The organism is Arthrobacter sp. Soil_N43 (assembly GCF_057655195.1).
The window spans coordinates 42,614-60,635 of record NZ_JBDGML010000123.1 but is presented as its reverse complement, the minus strand read 5'-3'; the positions used below and the strand labels follow the sequence as shown (position 1 = coordinate 60,635).

At 65.2% G+C, this 18,022-nt stretch carries 19 protein-coding genes; 12 read left to right on the top strand and 7 right to left on the bottom strand.

All coding sequences use genetic code 11. The features are described from left to right. Positions 1 to 351: 351 nt before the first annotated feature. Positions 352 to 588, top strand: coding sequence for a hypothetical protein (locus tag AC3A3W_RS19705; protein WP_487444815.1), 237 nt, complete (start codon positions 352 to 354; stop codon positions 586 to 588). Positions 589 to 713: 125 nt separating this feature from the next. Here the strand turns inward: AC3A3W_RS19705 and AC3A3W_RS19700 are convergent, their stop codons facing one another. Both AC3A3W_RS19700 and AC3A3W_RS19695 read right to left on the bottom strand, forming a co-directional pair. Beyond that, positions 714 to 941 (bottom strand): hypothetical protein, encoded by a 228-nt coding sequence (locus tag AC3A3W_RS19700; RefSeq protein WP_487444814.1) that lies wholly within the window; start codon positions 939 to 941, stop codon positions 714 to 716. Then, complete coding sequence (locus AC3A3W_RS19695) at positions 931 to 1,173, bottom strand: hypothetical protein (RefSeq protein ID WP_487444813.1); 243 nt, start codon at positions 1,171 to 1,173, stop codon at positions 931 to 933. The genes AC3A3W_RS19700 and AC3A3W_RS19695 overlap by 11 nt, the downstream gene beginning before the upstream one ends. Before the next feature lie 335 nt (positions 1,174 to 1,508). Here AC3A3W_RS19695 and AC3A3W_RS19690 point away from each other — a divergent pair, with 335 nt between their 5' ends. The 3 genes from AC3A3W_RS19690 (at position 1,509) to AC3A3W_RS19680 (ending at position 3,580) form a co-directional block, all read left to right on the top strand. Then, complete coding sequence (locus tag AC3A3W_RS19690) at positions 1,509 to 1,958, top strand: Hsp20/alpha crystallin family protein (RefSeq protein ID WP_487444812.1); 450 nt, start codon at positions 1,509 to 1,511, stop codon at positions 1,956 to 1,958. A 147-nt stretch (positions 1,959 to 2,105) separates the two neighbouring features. After that, the gene (locus AC3A3W_RS19685) at positions 2,106 to 2,576 is read left to right on the top strand and encodes an ABC transporter substrate-binding protein (protein WP_487444811.1); all 471 of its coding nucleotides are present in this window, start codon (positions 2,106 to 2,108) and stop codon (positions 2,574 to 2,576) included. After that, positions 2,573 to 3,580: a cation diffusion facilitator family transporter gene (locus tag AC3A3W_RS19680; RefSeq protein WP_487444810.1), complete on the top strand. Its 1,008-nt coding sequence runs from the start codon at positions 2,573 to 2,575 to the stop codon at positions 3,578 to 3,580. The genes AC3A3W_RS19685 and AC3A3W_RS19680 overlap by 4 nt, the downstream gene beginning before the upstream one ends. Before the next feature lie 2 nt (positions 3,581 to 3,582). Here the strand turns inward: AC3A3W_RS19680 and AC3A3W_RS19675 are convergent, their stop codons facing one another. Beyond that, positions 3,583 to 4,326, bottom strand: a complete 744-nt coding sequence (locus tag AC3A3W_RS19675) for a GAF and ANTAR domain-containing protein (protein WP_487444809.1) — start codon at positions 4,324 to 4,326, stop codon at positions 3,583 to 3,585. Between the two features lie 226 nt (positions 4,327 to 4,552). Here AC3A3W_RS19675 and AC3A3W_RS19670 point away from each other — a divergent pair, with 226 nt between their 5' ends. Continuing rightward, a complete protein-coding gene (locus tag AC3A3W_RS19670; RefSeq protein WP_487444808.1) occupies positions 4,553 to 5,425 on the top strand; it encodes an NAD-dependent epimerase/dehydratase family protein in 873 nt (290 codons plus the stop codon). A gap of 36 nt (positions 5,426 to 5,461) precedes the next feature. Here AC3A3W_RS19670 and AC3A3W_RS19665 read toward each other — a convergent pair whose 3' ends face one another. Further along, positions 5,462 to 6,208 (bottom strand): FadR/GntR family transcriptional regulator, encoded by a 747-nt coding sequence (locus AC3A3W_RS19665; RefSeq protein WP_487444807.1) that lies wholly within the window; start codon positions 6,206 to 6,208, stop codon positions 5,462 to 5,464. 132 nt (positions 6,209 to 6,340) lie between these two features. On the opposite strand from AC3A3W_RS19665, the gene AC3A3W_RS19660 reads away from it, so the two are divergent. The 7 genes from AC3A3W_RS19660 (at position 6,341) to manD (ending at position 13,676) form a co-directional block, all read left to right on the top strand. After that, positions 6,341 to 7,633: an ABC transporter substrate-binding protein gene (locus tag AC3A3W_RS19660; RefSeq protein WP_487444806.1), complete on the top strand. Its 1,293-nt coding sequence runs from the start codon at positions 6,341 to 6,343 to the stop codon at positions 7,631 to 7,633. A gap of 85 nt (positions 7,634 to 7,718) precedes the next feature. Further along, positions 7,719 to 8,657 (top strand): carbohydrate ABC transporter permease, encoded by a 939-nt coding sequence (locus tag AC3A3W_RS19655; protein ID WP_487444805.1) that lies wholly within the window; start codon positions 7,719 to 7,721, stop codon positions 8,655 to 8,657. Next, complete coding sequence (locus AC3A3W_RS19650; RefSeq protein ID WP_487444804.1) at positions 8,654 to 9,544, top strand: carbohydrate ABC transporter permease; 891 nt, start codon at positions 8,654 to 8,656, stop codon at positions 9,542 to 9,544. The genes AC3A3W_RS19655 and AC3A3W_RS19650 overlap by 4 nt, the downstream gene beginning before the upstream one ends. Before the next feature lie 9 nt (positions 9,545 to 9,553). Then, positions 9,554 to 10,702 (top strand): galactonate dehydratase, encoded by a 1,149-nt coding sequence (dgoD, locus tag AC3A3W_RS19645; protein WP_487444802.1) that lies wholly within the window; start codon positions 9,554 to 9,556, stop codon positions 10,700 to 10,702. Between the two features lie 50 nt (positions 10,703 to 10,752). Then, positions 10,753 to 11,415: a bifunctional 4-hydroxy-2-oxoglutarate aldolase/2-dehydro-3-deoxy-phosphogluconate aldolase gene (locus AC3A3W_RS19640; RefSeq protein ID WP_487444800.1), complete on the top strand. Its 663-nt coding sequence runs from the start codon at positions 10,753 to 10,755 to the stop codon at positions 11,413 to 11,415. Further along, the gene (locus AC3A3W_RS19635) at positions 11,412 to 12,386 is read left to right on the top strand and encodes a sugar kinase (RefSeq protein WP_487444798.1); all 975 of its coding nucleotides are present in this window, start codon (positions 11,412 to 11,414) and stop codon (positions 12,384 to 12,386) included. Before AC3A3W_RS19640 ends, AC3A3W_RS19635 begins: the two co-directional genes overlap by 4 nt. 60 nt (positions 12,387 to 12,446) lie before the next feature. Further along, a complete protein-coding gene (manD, locus tag AC3A3W_RS19630) occupies positions 12,447 to 13,676 on the top strand; it encodes a D-mannonate dehydratase ManD (RefSeq protein WP_487444796.1) in 1,230 nt (409 codons plus the stop codon). 83 nt (positions 13,677 to 13,759) lie between these two features. On the opposite strand, the gene mmsB is transcribed toward manD, so the two are convergent. The 3 genes from mmsB to chvE form a co-directional block, all read right to left on the bottom strand. After that, a complete protein-coding gene (mmsB, locus tag AC3A3W_RS19625) occupies positions 13,760 to 15,079 on the bottom strand; it encodes a multiple monosaccharide ABC transporter permease (protein WP_487444795.1) in 1,320 nt (439 codons plus the stop codon). A gap of 5 nt (positions 15,080 to 15,084) precedes the next feature. Continuing rightward, positions 15,085 to 16,614: a multiple monosaccharide ABC transporter ATP-binding protein gene (gene mmsA, locus AC3A3W_RS19620; RefSeq protein ID WP_487444972.1), complete on the bottom strand. Its 1,530-nt coding sequence runs from the start codon at positions 16,612 to 16,614 to the stop codon at positions 15,085 to 15,087. 98 nt (positions 16,615 to 16,712) lie between these two features. Continuing rightward, positions 16,713 to 17,840, bottom strand: a complete 1,128-nt coding sequence (gene chvE / locus AC3A3W_RS19615) for a multiple monosaccharide ABC transporter substrate-binding protein (RefSeq protein ID WP_307869328.1) — start codon at positions 17,838 to 17,840, stop codon at positions 16,713 to 16,715. Between the last annotated feature and the right edge of the window lie 182 nt (positions 17,841 to 18,022).

Below are 18,022 nucleotides of genomic sequence, written 5' to 3'. Positions count from 1 at the left end.
GATCCGCTGCCACCTGCGGTTGATGTCCTCACCCCCCCCCGTCTTTCCTTTGCCCTTCCCTGACCCATTGCCCGGGCTGTCGCCTGGGCCTTTGCCGCCGTTTTCGTTGTCCGGTGCGGGGGACGGCAACGGCGGGGGAGCCAGGGTGGCCGGAGCCGGGCGAACGGCGGTTTCCTGAGCTGCTGCTGCTGCTGCTGCTGCTGCTGCTGCTTCTGCTTCTGCTTCTGCGGCGGCCACCTTCTCCGCCGCCGCTGCCGCTTTCTCCGCCGCGGCTTTGGATGCGGCGGCCTTCGCGGCCATCGCCGCGCGGAGGTCTGCCCGGACGGCTCCGACCGCCTTCATGATGCTTTGGTGACGCTTGAAGGAGACCTCCCCGTCAGCCGCGGCCCGGGTGAGATGGTCCACCAGTTCATCAAGGGTCCGCAGGCCAGCTGCGGGGTCTGCGTTGGCGGCCGCGGTGCTGACGGCCAGGACCCGTGCCTGCAGTTCCCTGCCGGTCTGCGGGTCCAAGTCGCCAGGAGCTGCAGCGCAGCCCGAGAACGCGGCAACGGTGAGGCACGCAGCCGCCAGCCCCGCGGCGACGCGTAACCGCATGCCCCTGCGGCCGAGCGAATCCTTCATACTTCCAGCCCCATCCGAGTTCCCCGCTGAGCGTTTTGCCCGGCAGCACCGGCGCCGTCCCTTAACGGCAGCCGAATAAATCATAAGGCTACTTAGCTTTGCTCGGGAACGCGGCTGAAGACCAAGGGGCGCCGCGAGTTCTCAAACAGGTGGCACAGTAGCGCCTGCTCAGGGCGGCCGGGGTGGGCAGCGAGATGGCGCAGAAGCCTTAGCCTGACCTCTGACTGGGGATCTGTGGCTGAAATGATGTCCAGGATGAGGTCAATAACCTGCTGGCGCAGCACGGTCTGGTCCTCCCGGCCGGGGGCACTAGCGGCCATCACGGACTCCACGGTTGTCGGCGCCGGTCAGTGACGCCGCGCCTTCTTGCCTGTCCCTTAATCCGGGCCCGTCGTCGAATGCACGGTGGCCGGTGGCCGGGCTGGCGCCCTGCATGTTGGGCACCACGATGCCCGGAATGTGCGCCGGTGCCGGCTCAGCCAAAGCCTGGCTCCACACCTGCAGCCCGGCGATGGCGATCGCGGGAAGACCCAGGAGTAACAGCTTCTTCATCGGGGCTCTCCTTCAAGGGGCTTCAGTGCCGGACAGCACCAAATATCCTGCCGCGCACCTGTGAAAATCTCGGCGTGCCATCCCCACAATCCGGCGGGCAGCGCAGGAATTGGGGGGTGAGGGAAGCAGCATGGTCCCCGCGCGGGGCAACCCCAGGGTTTCCACCAGGTTCTCCCCGGCTGTTCCCAAGGAAGCCAGCGGGATGGGCTCCGGCATGTGCCGGAAGGAGCCTTAACAAGCGGCTGCGCCCGGCGTAGCTTATTGGTGTTGGAAGCATCCCGGCCCCTCCGCTCTCATGCCAAAACAGGGCCGGACACAGACAGGAGGTAACAGCGATGGCCAACATTCTCCGCCGTGCCGGTGTTGAGTTCCCGGAGCCGTTCCGCCGGTTCCTGGAAGGAGATCTGGACTCCTGGCTCCGCGTGGAGGAATACCGCGAGGGCGGTGACCTGGTGGTCAAGGCGGAGGTCCCGGGAATCGATCCGGACAACGACGTCGACATCACCCTGGCGGGCAACCAGCTGGAAATTTCGGTCCGGCATGAGGAAAAAGCCGAGCACAAGGATAAAGACGGTTACCGATCCGAGTTCCGCTACGGCACGTTTGCCCGCACCGTGAGCCTGCCCGGTCCCGTCAGCCAGGAAGACATCCGCGCCTCATACACTGACGGCATCCTGGAGGTCCGTATCCCCTTGCCCGAAGAGCCCGCGGCCGGAGCCCGGAAGATCCGGGTTTCACGCGGTGCCGCGCCCTCGCCCGGATTTGGTTCCGCCGCCCAGGAGTAAAGCCCAGCGCGTCAGTGCGTATCCCGGAGCCTTGGGGCCTGCGTTGGATAGAGTCGACCTGCATGCGGTCGCGCCGGCGGTCCGTATGCAGGCCGGGTCGACGAGAGGGACGCAGTGCAGTGGATCAGACATGCCGTAATTCGGCGCATGGCGATGCTATTCGCCGTCGTCATCCTGGCCGGAGGGCTGGGCGGGTGCGGACTTTCAATGCCCGGAGACCCGGACGGCACCCTGGAACGGGTCTCGGGGGGAACCCTGCGGGTGGGTGTCACGGACAACGGCAAGTGGGCCAGTATCAGTGACGGACAGGAACCCCGGGGCCTCGAACCAGGTCTGGTGCGCTCCTTTGCCTCCTCCATCAGCGCCACGCCCGAATGGGTCGCAGGGAGCGAGCAGGAGCTGACGAAGGCGCTCAAGGAGGGCGACCTGGACCTGGTGATCGGCGGTTTTGCTGCCGACACGCCGTGGACCACGCATGCAGGAACCACGCGCCCGTACACGGAGTCGAAGGACGCCTACGGCAAGACCGTGAAGCACGTGCTCCTGGTGCCGCTGGGCGAGAACGGCTTCCTGCTGGCCCTGGACCGCTTTCTCCTGGAACAGGACGTGCAGGCATGAGCCGCACGGATACTGCCGGCAAGTTCGGCAACACCGAACTGCCCGAGGAGCAAAAAGACGCGCTGGAAAAGGCGATCAGGTTCGAATGGATCACCCTGGCGTTCCTGACGGTTTCCACCGCCCTCGTATTCCTGGTGCTGGGCAATTCCCAAGCCATGAAGGCTGCATGGATCGAAGACCTCCTCTCCTTCCTGCCGCCCATCGCCTTCCTGCTGGCCGCCCGGCTGATTCGCAGGCCTCCGACGGAGAAGCATCCGTACGGATATCACCGCTCGGTGGGGATTGCCCACCTTGTTGCCGCGGTGGCACTGGTGGCCATGGGCTCCTTCCTGATTGTCGATTCCGGCGCGGGCCTGCTCAGCGCGGAACACCCGACGATTGGCGGCATCGAGCTGTTCGGGCACACCATTTGGCTGGGCTGGCTGATGGTCGGGGCGATGCTGCTTACCGCGGGCCCTCCGGTGTATTTGGGGCGGGTCAAGATCAAACTCGCCGAAAAGCTCCATGACAAAGTGCTCTACGCCGATGCGGACATGAATAAAGCCGACTGGATGACCGCGGGGGCGGCGGCCGTAGGCGTTCTCGGCATCGGTGTCGGCCTTTGGTGGGCAGACTACGCAGCCGCCCTCCTGATATCGGTGAGCATTCTCCGCGACGGAGTGAAGAATCTTCGCGGTGCTGTGGGGGCGCTGATCGACACCCGGGCCCATACCGTGGACGACTCCGCACCGGACCCCCTCAACCGGCGGATCGACATCTACCTGAAGGGTCTTCCCTGGGTCAGCGAGGCCGCCTCACGCATCCGCGATGAGGGGCATGTTTTCCACATCGAGTCCTTTGTGGTCCCGGCCGGGGGCGCCGTTCCGTCCCTGGAAACCCTGGAGGAGGCACGCAAAGCCTGCGCCGGGCTCGACTGGAAGGTGCAGGACCTGGTCATCATCCCGGTTGCGAAGTTGCCGAAGGAGTTCCTGCCCGGACTGCGGTCGCCGGGTGCAGAGTACTGAACCTAGCCCTCGTAGTGGGTCTTTGCGGGCCCCTGGCCGAGCGAATCGACGATCGCCGACGCGACGCTGTGGAGCTTGGTGTTCCGTGTGCTGGAGGCGGCTTTCAGCAGCTGAAATGCCTCTTCCTGGCTGCACCGGTTCTGGGCCATGATGACACCGATGGCGACATCGATCACCGTCCGCGACTCCAGCGTGGCCTTCAGATTTGCGGCTGCCTCGCTGTAGTGGGCAAACCGCACCGCGAGTCGCAGTGCCATGGACGTCTGGGTGACAAAGTCCTCAGCAAGGTCCAGGACACGTCCCTCAAACCTGCCGGGGCGGTGCGAGTAGAGGTTCAGTGCGGCGCGCGTCTCGCCCTCAAGCTGGAAGGGGATCGCCAGGATGGAACGCACGCCCTGGCCCAGCACCGTACGGGAATACTGCGGCCACCGGGCATGCCCTTCGAGATCGGGGATATGGACGGTCACTTGCTCGCGTGAGGCGGTCATGCAGGGTCCGTCACCAAAGTCGTATTGGATCTCGTCCATGGCCTGGGCCTCAGGGGTGCTGCTTGCCACGGTGGCGGCTTTGCGGTGCCGCAGGAGTGTGATGCCGCACAGGACTTCGTCGCCGGGCTCGGAGAGGCTGCGGGCGGAAACCCGGGCAAGCTCGTGGAGGAATGCCTCCACATCCGGGCTGGCGAGCACCATCTCATTCAGGTGCTCCGTGATTGACGTTTCAAATTTTGCGGTCGACTCGCTGGCCACGATTCCCAGTACCGTTTCGCTCAGGTCAAGACGAGCCGGCGGCGCAGCGCATACCACGGAAGGGGAGCGGGTAGCGGCAGCAAAGAGCCGGATCGAACAAACTATCCAACGGCCTTCTGCTAAACCGTACCGAGAAATTATATACACCAGTTTGATGCGCATTTTGACTGCGCCGGCGCACCCTCCCGCCTAGGCTGGGGACCACGGCGAACCAGAGGAGAGCACCATGAGAATTGCGGTAACAGGCGGAAGCGGAAAACTTGGGCGCAGCGTAGTCCGCAGGCTTACGGAGGACGGTCATTCCGTCCTGAACCTGGACCGGACGGGCGAGAGGAGCCCCGCGCTGGCCATCGTGGACCTGCGGAACTACGGCCAGGTCTTGGATGTGGTCCTTGGCCTGGACGACCGGCATCAGGGCTTTGACGCGATCGTCCATCTTGGTGCCATTCCGGCGCCGGGGATCGTGCCGGATGCCGCCACGTTCGAAAACAACATGCTGGCCACGTACAACGTGTTCCAGGCGGCCCGCAGGGCCGGCATCAAAAAAGTCGTATACGCCTCCAGCGAGACGGTGCTGGGACTGCCGTTCGACGTCGACCCTCCCTACATCCCGGTGGACGAGGAGTATCCGGCGCGGCCGGAGAGCACCTACTCGCTGGTGAAGCACCTGGAGGAGCAGATGGCAATCGAAATGACGCGGTGGGACCCGGAGCTCAGCATCACCGGGCTGCGGTTTTCCAACGTCATGGACCCCGAGGATTACGAGGACTTCCCGTCCTTCGACTCCGACGCCACCTTGCGCAAGTGGAACCTCTGGGGATACATAGACGGGCGCGATGGTGCCCAGGCGGTGGCGAAGGCCCTGGAGAACGGCAAGCCCGGGTTCGAGGCGTTCATCATCGCCAATGAGGACACCGTGATGAGCCGCTCCAGCGCCAGCCTGGCCGCGGAGGTGTTCCCCGACGTCGAGGTGACCAAGGAGCTGGGGGAGCACGAGACCATGCTCTCCATCGACAAGGCCAAGAGGCTCCTCGGATTCGCGCCCGAACACAGCTGGCGGAACTACCACTCGAACCGCACCACACCCAGCGAAGACTGAGCGCGAACGGACACTTGCGGGCCCTGGTACGGGGCCTTAAGTGTCCGTTCGCGCTCGGTGGGGGTGGTGCTGGGACCAGATGTCCCCCATTTCCTCAGTGGACTGTTCCACGATCCTGCTCATGGCGGCGTGCGCGGCTTCGGCTTCGCCGCGCTGGATGGCGCTCGCCACGTCCACATGCAGCTGCAGCGCTTCGTGGTGCGGAAGATGCGGCATCAGGCCGTGTTCCGTGCGGCCGGAGAGAACCTCGCGCACCAGGTTATGCAGCTGGGAGAACATCGGATTGCCTGACGCCCTGAGCACCGCAGCATGGAATTCGATGTCCAGGGTGAGGAACTCGTCTTGCTTGTCGCCCTGCCCGGCGGCCCAAAGCCTGGCAGCCAGGGACACGAGCTCGCTTCCGCCCTCCAGCGAAACGCGCTCCGCGGCGAGCCGCGCGGCTTGCGGCTCTACCGCGCCGCGAAGTTCGTTCAGCGCGCGCAGCTGGTCAAGCCGGCCAGGGGAAGCCAGGCGCCAGCGGATGACCTGGGGATCGTAGAGATTCCAGCGTTCCTCCCCTTGGACAACGGTTCCGAGCCTGCGCCTGGATTCCAGCATGCCCATGGAACAAAGCACCTTCGTCGCCTCGCGGACCACCGACCGGGCCACCTTGTGCTCGGCTTCCAGCTCGTCGATACGCAGCACCGTGTGCGGGGCGATCGTGCCGTCGGCAATAGCCAGGCCCAACCGTTCCAGAAACGACGCGGGCGAATCTTTGGGGTGCTCCGCCATTGGAGTTTGCATAAATAAATCATACGGCTTGCAGATGAGGGGTTGTTTAAGTCCGCCTTATTTGCCATGATCGCTGGCGGAGCGAGTGCAAAGATGCGTTTGCGGATGGCCGGATGATCTCCGGCCCTGAGTCAAGGAGTCGTAATGAAGCGACGTTCAGTAATGAAGTATGCGGCCGTCGCCGCGGCCCTCTCCATGGGTTTGACCGCCTGCGGTGGCGGCGGAAGCACCGAATCCGAGGGCAACAAGACTGTCCGGGTCACCCTCGCCAACCATGTCTGGACAGAGGGGATCAAGGCCGCTGTTCCCGAATTTGAGAAGTCCACAGGCCTGAAGGTGGAGCTGACCCAGCTCGGCGAAGACCAGCTTTCTGACCAGTACAACGTCAAGCTCAACGCGGGCAGCGATGAAATCGACGTCATGATGTACCGTCCGCTCCAGGAGGGCAAGGCCTTCGCCAAGAACGGCTACCTCGCCGATCTGACCAGCAAGGTCTCGGAGGATGCGGGCTGGAACTGGAAGGATTACCAGGAAGGACCCGTCACGGCCTCGACCTACGAGGACAAGGTGATGGGTGTCCCGATCATCACCGAACGGGAGGTCCTCTACTACCGCAAGGACCTGCTCAAGGCCGCAGGCCTCGAAGTACCCAAGACCATGGACGAGCTTGAGGCAGCGGCCAAGGAGATCGCCGCATCCTCGCCGGGCACCGCGGGATTCGTGGCCCGCACCGGCAAGTCGGCTGCCGTCACGCAGTTCTCCAGCTTCCTGTACAGCTTCGGCGGCGACTTCACCGACGAAAGCGGCAAGTCAGCCGTCGGCAGCGAGGAAGCGAAAAAGGCCTACGCCTTCTACGGCGGCCTCATCAAGAACTACGGCCCCAAGAACGTCAGCACGGACATGAGCTGGCCCGAGGCGATGGCGATCTTCACCCAGGGCAAGGCCGCCTTCTACACGGAAGCGGATTCCCTCTACAAGAACGCCACGGACCCCGCCAAGTCCAAGGTGGCTGACACCGTGGGCTTCGCACCGCTGCCGGCCGGACCCGCCGGCTCCAAGCCGTACAACATCCCGTCGTGGGGCCTCGCCGTCAACCAGGCCTCGGCCAACCAGGACAATGCCTGGAAGTTCATCCAGTGGGCCACCAGCAAGGAGCGCACCCTCGAAGCGCAAAAGGCAGGCGTCCCGGGACCCCGCGCCTCCGTCTGGGCCGACCCGGCCGGCACCTCCACCTACCCGAAGGACCTGGCCGCAGCCATCGCCATGAGCGCTGAAAACGGCGTGGGCCACGACCGCCCGCAGGTCATCACGGTGGGTAAGGCACGTGAAATCGTCGGCGAACCGATCGTCGCCTCCATCACCGGGGCAGACTCATCGGCCGCGGCGGACGCCGCCAACGGAGCCTTCCAGAAGTTCCTGGACGACGAAAACAAGTAACTGAAGCGCGACGGCGGGATACCCGCCCGGCTGTTGTCCCGCCGTCGCCCGCAAACACTTTCACCCCCAACTTCTTAGGTGAACCATGTCTGTACTGACCCCTGCCCGGACCTCCGGTCGAACGGCCAACGCCCAGGAGAATTTCTCCGCCTGGGCCAACCGCCACCGGAAGTGGCTGTTCGCAGCGCCCGCCATGATCTTCGTGGGCGTCCTCATTATCTTCCCGCTCGCGTGGACCCTCTACCTGAGCCTGACGGACTCCCAGGGCTCGGTCCGCGCGGCCTCGGACTTCGTGGGCCTCGAAAACTACCTCACGGTCCTCACCGATACCGAACGCTTCTGGCCGGCCGTGGGCCGCACGATGTCCTTCACCCTCGTGGCCCTGGCCTGCGAAATCATCCTCGGCATGGGCATCGCCCTGCTCCTCTGGCGTCCGTTCCGCGGCGAAAAGTGGGTGCGCGTGGCCATTCTGCTGCCGCTCGTGGCCACTCCCGTTGCCGTGGGCATGATGTGGCGCCTGATCTTCGACCCGAACATCGGCTTCGCCAACCAGCTGCTGGGCCTCGTGGGCATTCCGCCGCAGCCGTGGCTCTCCGGGCAGGATTCGGCCCTGCCCACCACCATCTTCATGGACGTCTGGCAGTGGACACCTATGGTGGTCCTCATCCTCCTGGCCGGCCTGACCGCCCTCTCCGACGAGCCGGACGAGGCCGCCCGCATGGACGGCGCCAGCGCACTCCAGCGCTTCTTCTACGTCACACTGCCGCTGATGATGCCCACCGTGATCGTGGCCATCCTGCTCCGCGGCATTGACGCGCTGAAGACCTTCGACATCCTCTACGCCACCAAAGGCAAGGGCGGCGGTTCCTTCCACGAGGTGGAGACCCTGAACGTGTACGCCTACGGACTGAGCTTCGACTACAACCAGTACGGGCTGTCCTCCGCAGTGCTGATCCTGTTCTTCATGATCATCATTGGCTCCATGTGGCTGCTGACCATGCGCAAGAAAGCGGTAAGCAAATGACCCTCCTGCACGAGAACACTGAACCACAGGCGCCGGTGAGGCAGCGGCCGGCAGCAACCCGCCGCAGGAAGCCGCTCCGTAGCCGCGCCTACAAGACCTTCCGCGTGGTCGCCCTGATCGCGGTCGTGCTGTTCCTCATCGCGCCGCTCTTCTGGATGCTGCTGGCCTCCTTCAAGACCAACGTGGACATCTACGACGCCGGCAAGTCCTTCCTGTTCACGCCCACCGGCGAGAACTACGCCAACGTGCTGCAGCGCAACAACTACTTCGTCTTCATCTTCAACAGCTTCTGGGTGGCCTTCGTGTCCACGGCCCTGTCGCTGGTCCTGGGCGTTCCGGCCGCCTATGCCATGAGCCGCTTCACCATGCACCGCTCGGCGCTGGTGGTCCTGATGGCCCGCGTTATCCCCGGCGTCTCCCTGCTGGTGCCCTGGTACTACGTCTTCTCCAACCTGAAGATGGTGGGCGGCTTCGAGGTGCTGATCCTCAGCCACATGTTCGTCGCCCTGCCGCTGATCGTGTACATCATGATGAGCTACTTCGATTCGCTGCCGCTGGAACTCGAGGAGTCGGCCCAGGTGGACGGACTCACGCCGATCGGCGCGTTCCGCCGCATCACCCTGCCGCTGTCCGTGGCCGGCATGGCCACCGCCGGGATCCTGTCCTTCATCTTCTCGTGGAACAACTTCATGTTCGCCCTGGTCCTGTCCGGCTCGAAGACGAAGACCCTGCCCGTGGCCATCTTCGACTTCGTCTCCTACGCCAGCATCGACTGGGGCGGCTTGATGGCCGCGGCGACCGTGGTGACCATCCCGATCATGATCATCGCGCTCTTCACGCAGAAATACATCGTGTCCGGCATGACCGCCGGCGCCACCAAGGGCTAGGGATACACCGTGACGCGCATCAGCAGAATAGAAACTTTCCTCGTCCCGCCGCGCTGGCTGTTCGTCCGCATCGAGACCGACAGCGGGATCGCCGGCTGGGGAGAGGCAAGCTGCGAGGGCCGCAGCGAAACCGTCCGCACCGCCGTCGACCAGCTCTCCGAGCTCCTGATCGGCCAGGACGCCCTCCGGATCGAGGACCACTGGCAGGTCATGACCAAGGGCTCCTTCTACCGCGGTGGCCCCATCCTGGCCAGCGCCGTGTCCGGGCTGGACCAGGCGCTGTGGGACATCGCCGGCAAGCACTTCAACGCCCCCGTGCACCAGCTGTTGGGCGGCCCGGTCCGCGACAGGATCCGGATGTATGGATGGGTGGGCGGCGACGAGCCCAACGAGGTGGCCGACCAGATCAGCGCCCAGCTGGAAGTCGGACTCACCGCGGTCAAGATGAACGCCAGCGGCCGGATGAGCCCGGTAGCCTCGGTGGCAGAGCTCGACGGCGTGGTCCGCCGAGTGGCTGCCGCCCGGGAAGTCCTGGGGGACCACCGGGACGTGGCCGTCGACTTCCACGGCCGCTTCAGCCTCGCCAACGCGCGCCGCGTGGCGCCGCTCCTGGAGCCGTACCGGCCGTTTTTCCTCGAGGAACCCGTGGTTCCGGAGAACACCCACCTGCTGCGCGAATTCACCTCCTCCACCACCACCCCGGTGTCCACCGGGGAGCGGCTGTACAGCCGGCAGGAGTTCCTGCCCGCACTGCAGGCGGGAATCGCCGTGGCGCAGCCTGACCTCTCGCATGCCGGCGGCATCACGGAGGTCCGCAAGATTGCTTCCCTGGCCGAGGTCTACGAGGTCCAGCTGGCCCCGCATTGCCCGCTCGGCCCGCTGGCCCTGGCCGCCTGCCTGCAGGTGGGCTTCGCGACGCCCAACTTCCTGATCCAGGAGCAGAGCATCGGCATCCACTACAACCAGGGCGCGGAAGTCCTCGACTACGTGGTGGATAAATCACCCCTGAAGTTCGTGGACGGCCACATCGAGCGGCTGACCGGGCCCGGCCTGGGCATCGAGATCGACGAAGCGGTGGTCCGTGCCGCCGACAAACAGGGCCACGCGTGGCGCGGTCCGGTATGGCGGCACCCCGACGGCTCGTTCGCAGAGTGGTGAGCGGCAGCATGGCCAAGCACGGAATGGAGAAGTCCACTATGGAGGACAGCATGACCCCCCAATTGTTGCTCGACGGGATCACGGACGCCCGGCTGGTCGCGATCGTGCGCGGCACCGACGGTGCGGCCGCCGCGAAGGCTGCGCTCGCGGCGATGGAGGAGGGCTTCCGGTTCGTTGAAATTGCCTTGACCACGCCCGGCGCCCTTGAAGCCATCCGCGACGTCCGGGCCGCCGCACCCGAAGGCTGCTTTGTCGGTGCCGGGACCGTCCTCACACCGCAGGACGTGGAGCGCGTTGCCGACGCCGGCGGCCAGTTCATGGTGACGCCGGCACTGGCGGAGTCCATCGATGAGTCGGCACGGCGGGGCATCCCCGTGCTGGCAGGGGCCCTGACCCCCACCGAGGCGTACGAAGCTATGAACCGCGGTGCCACGGCCGTCAAGCTCTTTCCCGCCTCCATCGGGGGACCTCGTTACCTTAAAGCGCTCCGTGATCCGTTTCCGGACATCCCGTTCATCGCGGTGGGCGGCGTGGGGCTCGACGAAGCGGCGGGCTACTGGGAAGCCGGTGCCATCGCCGTCGGACTGGGCGGGCCGCTGTTCGGCGACGCCGGCTCCGGCGGGGACCTGGCCCCGGTGCGGGAGCGTGCCCGCAGCTTCGTCAGCCTGGCCGCCGGTTTCGGCCGCCGCACCGCTGCGGCAGGCTCCCGGTGACCGCCGCCGTCGACCTCCTGACCCTGGGCGAATCCATGGTGTCGCTGAGGTCGGGAGGTCCGCTCTCGGCAGGAGGCAGCCTGTCGATGCACGTGGCCGGTGCGGAGTCCAATGTTGCGGTCGGGGTCGCCCGTCTGGGGCACACCGTGCGCTGGGCGGGCGTGGTGGGGGAGGACCCGCACGGCCAGTTCATCCTGAGGCAGCTGCGTTCCGAGGGCATCGCACTGCATCACCGCGAAGATGCCGAGCGCAGCACGGGCGTGATGTTCCTGGAGCGGCGGACCGCCGATGTCGGCCGCGCCTACTATTACCGCTCGGGATCGGCAGGATCCACGCTCAACATCAGCGACGTCGACGCCGCGCTGCGCGGCGGCGCCCGGGTGGTCCACCTGACCGGAATCACCGCCGCGCTCAGCCCGGAGGCGCGGCGCGCAGTGGAGTACGCCGCCGAACGCGCCGCCGGCGACGGCAGCCTGGTGTCGCTGGACGTCAACTACCGGGCCAAGCTGTGGTCACGGGAGGAGGCACGCGCTGCCCTCGCCCCGATTGTCCGGCACGCCAGCATCGTGGTCGCCTCCGATGATGAGCTGGACCTCGTGGCGCCGGGCACGGATGTGGCTGCAGGTTCCGCGGAGGCCGAGGTCCTGATGGCCAAGCGGCTCCTGGAACACGGCGTGCGGGAGGTGGTGGTCAAACGCGGTGCCGCCGGTGCCGGCGTCCACACCGCCGGCGGGCGGTGGGAGGTGCCGGCAGTGCCGGTCACCAGCATCGATACCGTCGGAGCCGGGGATGCCTTCACCGCCGGCTACCTCTCCGCGCTGCTCGACGGCGATGACGTGGCCGGGCGGCTGCGGCGCGGAGCCCTAACTGGAGCCTTCGCCGTGAGCACCGCCGGTGACTGGGAAGGCCTGCCGCGCACCGCCGAACTCGAGCTGCTCGCCAACCACGCCGCCGGAAGCACCCAACGCTAGCCTGAGGGCCGGGAGGCCGAAACCATTCATGATCGACTGAAGAGAAAGCCTGGACCTGTTGTGAAAATCATTGCCGCGGAAGTGTTCGTGACGAGCCCTTCCCGTAATTTCGTGACGTTGCGGATCACCACGGAGGAGGGGGTGACCGGCATCGGTGACGCGACGCTGAACGGGCGTGAGCTCGCGGTGGCCGCGTACCTGAAGGAACACGTGGCGCAGTTGCTGATCGGGAAGGATCCGCACCGGATCGAGGACACCTGGCAGTTCCTGTACCGGTCCTCGTACTGGCGCCGGGGGCCGGTGACGATGGCGGCGATCGCCGCGGTGGACATGGCGTTGTGGGACATCAAGGGCAAGATGGCCGGGATGCCGGTGTACCAGCTGCTCGGCGGCGCGTCGCGGAACGGGCTGCGCGCTTACGGGCATGCGTCCGGGGCGGACATTCCGTCGCTGTTTGATTCGGTGCGGGAGCACCTTGAGCTCGGCTACAAGTCGGTGCGGATCCAGACCGCGGTGCCGGGGATCAAGGCCGTGTACGGTGTGGCGGCGCAGGCGCAGGCTTCCGGGGAGCGGTATGACTATGAGCCGGCCGGGCGGGGCGCGTTCCCGGTGGAGGAGGACTGGGACACCCGGGCCTACCTGCGGCACCTGCCCACGGTGTTCGAGGCGGTGCGGAATGAATTCGGCCCGGAGCTGCCTTTGCTGCATGACGGGCACCACCGGATGACGCCGATCCAGGCGGCCAAGCTGGGCAAGGCGCTGGAACCGTACGACCTGTTCTGGCTGGAGGACTGCACCCCGGCCGAGAACCAGGAGGCGCTGCGCCTGGTGCGGGCGCACACCACCACGCCGCTGGCGATCGGCGAGATCTTCAATACCGTGTACGACTACCAGACCATCATCAAGGAACAGCTGATCGACTACGTCCGGGCCGCGTCCACGCATTTCGGCGGGATCTCGCCGCTGAAGAAGGTCATGGACTTCGCCGCGCAGTACCAGATCAAGTCGGGCTTCCACGGGCCCACGGACATCTCCCCGGTCGGGTTCGCCGCGCAGCTGCATGTGGGCCTGGCGATCCACAACTACGGCATCCAGGAATACATGCAGCACTCTGCCGCCACGAACGAGGTGTTCGAGCAGTCCATGACGTTCACTGACGGGTATCTGCACCCGGGCGACAAGCCCGGCATCGGCGTCGAATTCAACGAAGAAGCCGCCGCCGCCTACCCGTACCAGCAGGCCTACCTGCCCTACAACCGCCTCGTCGACGGAACAGTCCACGACTGGTGACGACCTCGCCCACATAAGAACAGCCCGCGCGGTTCTGAGGCTTCAGAACGGCGCGGGCTGTTGCTTGGTTGGGGCGGGGTGGGTCAGTGGTTCTCGGCTGGTGCCGGGTGCGAAGCCGAGGCGGCGGACACGGGGGTCTTGGCCGCGGGTTTGGGTTCCTGGGGCTCTCCGACGGCTGACGGCGGGGTGGTCTTCCACTTGAAGCGCTTGCCGAGAGTGGATCCGCTGCCGCCGCTGCGGTTCTTGTTGAAGATGTCGAAGCCCACCGCGAGCAGGAGCACCAGGCCCTTGATCAGCTGCTGGTAGTCCGTGCCGAGGCCAAGGATCGACATGCCGTTGTTGAGGACGCCCATAATCAGGCCGCCCACCATGGCTCCCGCCACGGTGCCGATGCCGCCCTGGACCGCGGCGCCGCCGATGAATGCCGCGGCGATGGAGTCCAGCTCAAAGCCCGTGCCGCCTGCGGGTTGGGCCGAGTTCAGCCGGGCCGTGAACACGAGGCCGGCCAGGGCCGCCAGCACACCCATGTTCACGAAGAGCCGGAACGTCACGGCCTTGGTCTTGATGCCCGAGAGCTCGGCCGCGTGGAGGTTGCCGCCGATCGCGTAGGTGTGCCGGCCGAAGATGCTGTTGCTCATCAGGGCGGAGTAGACGATGACCAGGACAGCCAGGACGATCAGCACGATCGGCGTGCCGCGGTAGCTTGCCAGCAGGAACGTGATGGCGAGCATCAGCACCGCGATGAATGCTGTCTTGATGGCGAACCAGGCCATGGGTTCGTTTTCGAGGTTGAACCTCCGGCGGACCCGGCGCTCCTTGATGGACTGGAAGAGGATGGCTGCCGTGCCTCCGACGCCGAGGATGACGGTCAGCCACTCCAGCACCGAGGTGCCGCCCGAAATGTCAGGGAGGAAGCCGCCACCCAGGGCCCGCAGCTCGTCCGGGAACGGGGTGATCTGCTGGTTCTTCAGGGTGATGAGGGTCAGCCCGCGGAAGATGAGCATCCCGGCGAGGGTGACGATGAACGCGGGGATGCCGACGTACGCGATCCAGTACCCCTGCCAGGCACCCACGAGGGCACCGACGAGCAGGCACGCAGGGATCGCGATCCACCAGGCCCAGCCCCAGTGCACGATCATCACACCCGATACGGCGCCGATGAAGCCGGCGATGGAACCGACGGACAGGTCGATGTGGCCGGCGATGATGACCATGACCATGCCGATGGCCAGGATCAGGATGTAGCTGTTCTGGACCACGAGGTTGGTGACGTTCTGCGGCTGCAGCAGGATGCCGTCGGTAAGGACCTGGAACAGCAGGACAATCAGGATCAGGGCGACGAAGATGCCGACCTGGCGGAGGCGGCTTGCCAGGAAGCCGAGGGATTCTCGTAGGGCGGACATGGTGGTCATTCCTTCTCTTGGGTCATGTAGTGCATGAGTGTCTCTTGGGAGGCCTCGGCGATGGGGACCTCGCCGGTGACGTGGCCTGCGGACAGCGTGTAGATCCGGTCACAGATGCCGAGCAGTTCAGGCAGTTCCGAGGAGATCACGATGACGGCTTTCCCCTCGGCGGCGAGTTCGGCGATGATCGTGTAGATCTCGAATTTGGCTCCCACGTCGATGCCCCTGGTGGGTTCATCGAGGATCAGCACATCGGGGTCGGAGAACATCCATTTGCTCAGGACCACCTTCTGCTGATTGCCGCCGGAGAGCTTTCCCGTGATGGCTGCGACCGAGGGCGCCTTGATGTTCATGCTCTTCCGGTAGCGGTTGGCCACGGTGGTTTCCTGGTTCTTGTCCACCCAGCCGCCCCTGGACAGCTTGCCGAGGGCAGCCATCGAGATGTTGCGCTTGATGTCCTCGATGAGATTCAGGCCGTAGTGCTTGCGGTCCTCGGTGGCGTAGGCAATTCCGTGGCGGATGGCCTCGGGCACGGAGGAGGTGTCGATTTCCTTGCCGTACTTGAACACCTTCCCCGAGACAGCGCGTCCGTAGCTGCGTCCGAAGACGCTCATGGCCAGTTCGGTCCTGCCGGCACCCATGAGGCCGGCCAGCCCGACGACTTCGCCCTTGCGGACATTGAGGCTCGCGTTGTGGACCACGGTGCGGCTGTGGTCCTGGGGGTGCTGAACGGACCAGTCCTCGATGCGGAGGACTTCCTCGCCGATCCGGGGAGTGCGTTCCGGGTAGAGGCTTTCCAGGTCGCGGCCCACCATGCCGCGGATGATCCGCTCCTGGGTGATCTGGCCCTGATCGAGGCGCAATGTCTCGATGCTCTTGCCGTCCCGGATGATGGTGACGGCGTCCGCCACCTTGCGGATTTCGTTGAGCTTGTGGCTGATGATGATGCTCGTGACGCCCTGGCCCTTCAGATGCAGGATGAGATCCAGCAGGTGGTCCGAGTCCTCGTCGTTCAGGGCCGCCGTCGGCTCGTCCAGGATGAGCAGCTTGACTTCCTTCGAGAGGGCCTTGGCGATCTCGACCAGCTGCTGCTTTCCCACACTGATGTGCTGGATCGGTGTGACCGGGTTTTCGCTCAGCCCCACCCGTGCGAGCAGTTTGGCCGCTTCAAGGTTGGTCTGGCGCCAGTTCACCCAGCCGCGCGAGGCGATCTCGTTTCCGAGGAAGATGTTCTCCGCGATGGACAGGTACGGGCTCAAGGCCAGTTCCTGGTGGATGATGACGATGCCGCGTTTTTCGCTGTCGTTGATGGTGGAAAAATCGCACGGCTCGTTTTCGAAGAGGATGTCGCCGTCAAAGGTGCTGTGCGGGTAGACGCCGGAGAGCACTTTCATCAGGGTCGATTTGCCGGCTCCGTTTTCACCGCAGATGGCGTGGACCTCGCCGCGGTTCACGTCCAGGGTGACGTCCTGGAGTGCTTTGACGCCGGGAAAGGTCTTGGTGATTCCCCGCATTTGAAGGATGGGTACGTTCATGGTCATTCCCGCTGACTGGTTGGTGCCGGGCTCCTGCGGGTGCAGGGCCCGGTGGGGGAGCAGCCCGGCCGGATGCCGGGCCGCTCCCTTCGCCGCGCCTACTTGACGTCGGCCTCCGTGTAGTAGCCGGAGTCGATGAGTTCCTGCTTGTAGTTGTCCTTGGTGATGATCACGGACTCGAGCAGGTACGCCGGGACCACCTTGACCTTGTTGTTGTAGGTTTTGGTGTCGTTCGTCTCGGGCTGCTCTCCCTTCAGGACGGCATCAACCATCTTCACGGCCTGTTCACCCAGCTTGCGGGTGTCCTTGAAGATCGTGGAGTACTGCTCCCCGGCAATGATGGACTTGACGGAGCCCTTCTCCGCATCCTGCCCGGTCACGACCGGAAGGTTGCCCTTGGAGTAGCCGCCGGTGCTGGTCAGGGCCGAAATGATGCCAATGGACAGGCCATCGTAAGGTGACAGCACGCCGTCGAGCTTCTTGCCGGAACTGTAGGCGGAGGTGAGGATGTCCTCCATGCGCTTCTGCGCAACGGGCGCCTGCCAGCGCAGGATGGCGGCCTGCTCGAACTTGGTCTGGCCGCTGGGAACCTTAATGGTTCCGGCGTCCATGAACGGCTTCAGCGTGTCCATGGCACCGGTCCAGAAGAAGTTTGCGTTGTTGTCGTCCGGGCTGCCGGCGAACAGTTCCACGTTGAACGGGCCCTTGCCGTCCACCTTCTTGCCGCTGGCATCCAGGAGGCCCAGGCCGGTCAGCAGGGAGGTGGCCTGCTGGACACCGACCGTGTAGTTGTCAAACGTGGTGTAGAAGTCCACGTTCGGTGTGCCGTTGATCAGCCGGTCATAGGCGATGACCTTGACGTTCTGCTCCTTGGCCTTGGCCAGGACATCCGTCAGCGTGGTGCCGTCGATCGCGGCGATAATCAGGGCCTTCGCACCCTTGGTCAGCATGTTCTCAATCTGCGACACCTGTGTGGGGATGTCGTCATTGGCGAACTGCAGATCCGTCTTGTATCCGAGGTCCTTCAGGGACTTTTCGACATTGCCTCCGTCGGCAATCCATCGCTCAGACGTCTGCGTCGGCATTGAAATGCCCACGAGAGAGCCGGCAGCATCGGTGCTGGCTGCGGGATCCGCGGTGCTGCCGGGACGGCTGCCGCAGCCGGTGGCTCCGACGGTCACGGCCAGGGCGACGGCGACGGCTCCCAGGAGTTTCTTGAAACGCACGTTGTTCTCCTTCCGCGGCTGACTCCGGCCGCGAATTGCTGCTGAGCCGGGAGGCATCTGCGCCTTCCGACGGGACCGGCATTGGGCTCCGGTCGGCTGCTGCGCGATCCTGAGGCCCGCACACCAGGGGGCTTTGCGATCAGGCGGCGTCCATGCCGCCCTTACTCAATTCTGTGAAGCTG